The sequence below is a fragment of the Pseudomonas sp. GM80 genome (assembly GCF_000282515.1).
Lineage (GTDB): Bacteria > Pseudomonadota > Gammaproteobacteria > Pseudomonadales > Pseudomonadaceae > Aquipseudomonas.
Map to the genome: position 1 here is coordinate 1 of NZ_AKJD01000031.1, position 4,142 is coordinate 4,142.

The window sequence follows — 4,142 nt, forward strand, 5'->3', positions numbered from 1 at the left end:
TGCCGTCCTCTACCAGCGACGCGCGATACAGAGGGTCACGCGATGCTGTCGGTTGTTTTCGCACCACTCGGCACATTTCGCCGGCCAGCAGTTCGGGGGAGGGTGCACAGAGTGCGCAGCGTACTGCGTAGCCAGGTCAGATCATGCGTAGGCTTTTGGTGCACGGTACGGGCTTTGGTCTTGCCGATGTGCCTGGCGAAATCTTCACTTAATGTTTCTTCACTGGCGAAGCCTTTGAGTTTCTTCAGCAGTTTGCCGTCCTGATAGAACAGCACCGTCGGGGTTCCAGTGACAAGCGGGTGACGAGGTGTTTCGCGAGTGTTGAGCATATAGATGGCGGCCCGATGCCGAAAAGGTTCGGCTACCTGGCGAAAAACCGGACTTGCCCACTCACACGCAGGACAATCTTCATTCGCGAAGTAGAAAATCACCGGGCGCCAGGTTTTCAAGGCTTTGCGGTAGACCAGGGCCAGATCTGCACGTGAAGTCATCGTGTTCATCCGGGTAGCCTCAATAACCGTTGATGTCTGCAGACGTTACAAGTAAGGACTCAGGCAAATCTACTGTCAGATATGACAGGTGTGCAGATGCGTTTTTGAGTATTGAATCAATGGGCCGCTTCCGAGGCTGCATTGATAGGCAATGACGCCTGGACGTGTCTATTCGTAGACAGCAATTACACAATGCAAACAGATAACCTGATAAGACTTCACCTGGGAGCTGACCGTGGTCCCACGGTGTTGAAATTTATCCCTGTAGCGTGCGAATTTTTACCCCGCCCAATTCAAGCATCAGATTGATGCAGATGTGCCCAGATGTGTCACCGACATCAGAAAATGTAGCTAAATGTAGCGCTGGTATCTAGACGTTCACGTTAGGCATTTTTTCCACCTGCTTCCATCCCTCTGATTCACATCACATTTCATATTCTCCAGGACGTCCACCCAATCCTGTGGCACACTTTCTGCTGTCTATTCCGTAGTAACAAACCGTGTTCCGGTATAGCGGAATAAACACAAATCCTGGAGTGCTTGCCATGCATCGCCGACCTTCCTTGTTCAAAGCGTGTGTTTTTGTTCTTGCGGCTTCTTCCACTGTCATGGGGCTCGCTCAGGCAGCCGATAGTAAGCTCGACAGCGTGCTGGCCCGTGGCAAATTGATCGTGGGCACCGGGAGCACCAATGCGCCATGGCATTTCCAGGGCGCGGATGGCAAGTTGCAGGGATTTGATATCGACATCGCGCGCATCGTCGCCAAAGGCCTGTTCAACGACCCGAGCAAGGTCGAGTTCGTGGTGCAGTCGTCCGATGCGCGGATTCCCAATCTGCTGACCGACAAGGTCGACATGAGCTGCCAGTTCATCACCGTCACTGCCAGCCGCGCGCAGCAAGTGGCGTTCACGCTGCCGTACTACCGCGAAGGCGTGGGTCTGCTGCTGCCAAACAACAGCAAGTACAAGGAAATCGAAGACCTGCAAGCCGCTGGCGACGGCGTCACCGTGGCCGTGCTGCAAAACGTCTACGCCGAAGAATTGGTCCACCAGGCATTGCCGAAAGCCAAGGTCGATCAATACGACAGCGTCGATCTGATGTATCAGGCGGTGAACTCCGGCCGCGCCGATGCCGCCGCCACCGACCAGTCCTCGGTCAAATACCTGATGGTGCAGAACCCTGGCCGTTATCGCAGCCCGACTTACGCCTGGAGCCCGCAAACCTATGCCTGCGCTGTCAAACGCGGCGATCAGGACTGGCTGAACTTCGTCAACACCGCGTTGCATGAAGCCATGACCGGGGTTGAATTCCCGACTTATGCGGCGTCGTTCAAGCAATGGTTCGGTGTTGATCTGCCATCGCCCGCGATCGGTTTCCCCGTCGAATTCAAATGATCCCGTGAGAGTGGGGCGATGCATGTCGCCCCGCTCAAGGTACTGCTGACCATGAACTATCAGTTGAACTTTGCCGCCGTGTGGCGCGATTTCGACACCTTGCTGGCGGGGCTCGGTCTGGGCCTTGAACTGGCCTTGGTGTCGATCGCGATCGGCTGCGTGATCGGCCTGCTGATGGCGTTTGCCTTGCTTTCAAAGCATCGCGCTCTGCGGGTGCTGGCCTCGGTGTACGTCACGGTGGTGCGTAACACGCCGATTCTGGTGTTGATTCTGTTGATCTACTTTGCCTTGCCGAGCCTCGGGATTCGTCTGGACAAGATCCCGTCGTTCATCATCACGCTCTCGTTGTATGCCGGGGCCTATCTGACCGAAGTGTTCCGTGGCGGTTTGCTGAGCATTCCCAAGGGCCAGCGCGAAGCGGGGTTGGCGATCGGTCTGGGCGAGTGGCAGGTCAAGGCTTACGTCACCGTGCCGGTGATGCTGCGCAACGTCTTGCCGGCGCTGTCGAACAACTTCATTTCGCTGTTCAAGGACACCTCGCTCGCTGCTGCGATTGCAGTGCCGGAGCTGACTTATTACGCGCGCAAGATCAACGTCGAGAGCTACCGGGTGATCGAAACCTGGCTGGTGACCACGGCGTTGTATGTCGCGGCCTGTTACCTCATTGCCATGCTGCTGCGTTACCTCGAGCAGCGTCTGGCGATCCGCCGATAGGAGGCTGCGATGTACGAATCGCCCAGTTGGCTACATGAATTGTGGGTGGCGCGCGAGCCACTTTGGCAAGGCTTTTTGACCAGCGTGCAAGTATCGGCGCTGGCGATCCTGCTCGGCACGATGCTCGGCGTGGTCGCCGGTCTGGTGCTGACGTACGGCAAGTTCTGGATGCGCGCGCCGTTTCGCTTTTATGTCGACCTGATTCGCGGCACACCGGTGTTTGTGCTGGTGCTGGCCTGCTTTTATATGGCGCCGGCACTCGGTTGGCAGATCAGTGCGTTTCAGGCCGGTGCGTTAGGGCTGACGCTGTTCTGCGGCTCGCACGTCGCTGAAATTGTCCGTGGTGCGTTGCAAGCGTTGCCGCGTGGACAGATGGAAGCGAGCCAGGCCATCGGCCTGACGTTCTACCAATCCCTCGGCTACGTGTTGTTGCCTCAGGCGTTGCGGCAGATCCTGCCGACCTGGGTCAATTCGTCCACCGAAATTGTCAAGGCCTCGACCTTGCTCTCGGTGATCGGCGTCGCCGAGTTGCTGCTCAGCACGCAACAGATCATCGCCCGGAACTTCATGACCCTGGAGTTCTATCTGTTCGCCGGTTTTCTGTTCTTCGTCATCAACTACGGCATCGAATTACTCGGCCGGCACATTGAAAAGCGGGTGGCCTTGCCATGACTGAAGCTCAAGTTTCCAACGTTCAAAACGGCCAGCCGCTGCTGGACATTCGTGGCCTGCACAAGCAATACGGCGCGGTCGAAGTGCTCAAGGGCGTCGACCTGAGCATGCAGCGCGGCAACGTGGTGACACTGATCGGCTCCAGCGGCTCGGGCAAGACCACGCTGCTGCGTTGCGTGAACATGCTCGAAGAATTCCAGGGCGGGCAGATCCTGCTTGACGGCGAATCCATCGGCTACGACGAAAGCAACGGCAAACGCGTGCGCCATGCGGAAAAGGTCATCGCCCGGCATCGCGCAATGACCGGCATGGCGTTTCAGCAATTCAATCTGTTCCCGCATCTCACCGCGTTACAGAACGTCACTTTGGGCTTGCTCAAGGTGAAGAAGATGCACAAGGACGAAGCCGTCGTGCTCGCCGAGAAATGGCTTGAGCGCGTGGGCCTGCTGGAGCGGCGCAATCACTTTCCCGGTCAGTTGTCCGGTGGTCAGCAACAGCGCGTGGCGATCGCCCGGGCGATTGCGATGAACCCGAGTCTGATGCTGTTCGACGAAGTCACTTCGGCCCTCGACCCTGAACTGGTGGGCGAGGTGCTCAACGTGATCAAGGGCCTGGCCGAGGACGGCATGACCATGTTGCTGGTGACCCACGAGATGCGTTTTGCCTTCGAGGTCTCGGACAAGATCGTTTTCATGAATCAGGGGCGAATCGAAGAGCAGGGACCTCCCAAGGATCTGTTCGAACGCCCGCAATCACCGCGTCTGGCCGAGTTTCTCAAAAGCACGCGGTTCTGACTTTTCACTTTTGTAATCAGGAGAAATACCCATGACCATTACTCGTTACGGCACCGGCAGCACCGCCGCTGGCGGCC

At 57.3% G+C, this 4,142-nt stretch carries 5 protein-coding genes; 4 read left to right on the top strand and 1 reads right to left on the bottom strand.

Annotation, left to right across the window (positions count from 1 at the left end; all coding sequences use genetic code 11):
- Window positions 1–35: 35 nt before the first annotated feature.
- Window positions 36–500 (bottom strand): thioredoxin family protein, encoded by a 465-nt coding sequence (locus tag PMI37_RS03290; protein WP_008078005.1) that lies wholly within the window; start codon window positions 498–500, stop codon window positions 36–38.
- Window positions 501–1,036: 536 nt separating this feature from the next.
- Between PMI37_RS03290 and PMI37_RS03295 the strand changes: the two genes are divergently transcribed.
- Genes PMI37_RS03295 through PMI37_RS03310 form a run of 4 tightly spaced genes read left to right on the top strand, consistent with a single transcriptional unit; the run spans window position 1,037 to window position 4,065 of the window.
- The gene (locus tag PMI37_RS03295; protein ID WP_008078012.1) at window positions 1,037–1,885 is read left to right on the top strand and encodes a transporter substrate-binding domain-containing protein; all 849 of its coding nucleotides are present in this window, start codon (window positions 1,037–1,039) and stop codon (window positions 1,883–1,885) included.
- 51 nt (window positions 1,886–1,936) lie between these two features.
- A complete protein-coding gene (locus PMI37_RS03300) occupies window positions 1,937–2,599 on the top strand; it encodes an amino acid ABC transporter permease (protein ID WP_003225455.1) in 663 nt (220 codons plus the stop codon).
- 9 nt (window positions 2,600–2,608) lie between these two features.
- Window positions 2,609–3,271 carry an amino acid ABC transporter permease gene (locus PMI37_RS03305; RefSeq protein WP_008078016.1) on the top strand — a complete coding sequence of 221 codons (663 nt, stop codon included), beginning with the start codon at window positions 2,609–2,611 and terminating at the stop codon, window positions 3,269–3,271.
- Complete coding sequence (locus PMI37_RS03310; protein ID WP_008078018.1) at window positions 3,268–4,065, top strand: amino acid ABC transporter ATP-binding protein; 798 nt, start codon at window positions 3,268–3,270, stop codon at window positions 4,063–4,065. Before PMI37_RS03305 ends, PMI37_RS03310 begins: the two co-directional genes overlap by 4 nt.
- The last annotated feature ends 77 nt before the right edge of the window (window positions 4,066–4,142 follow it).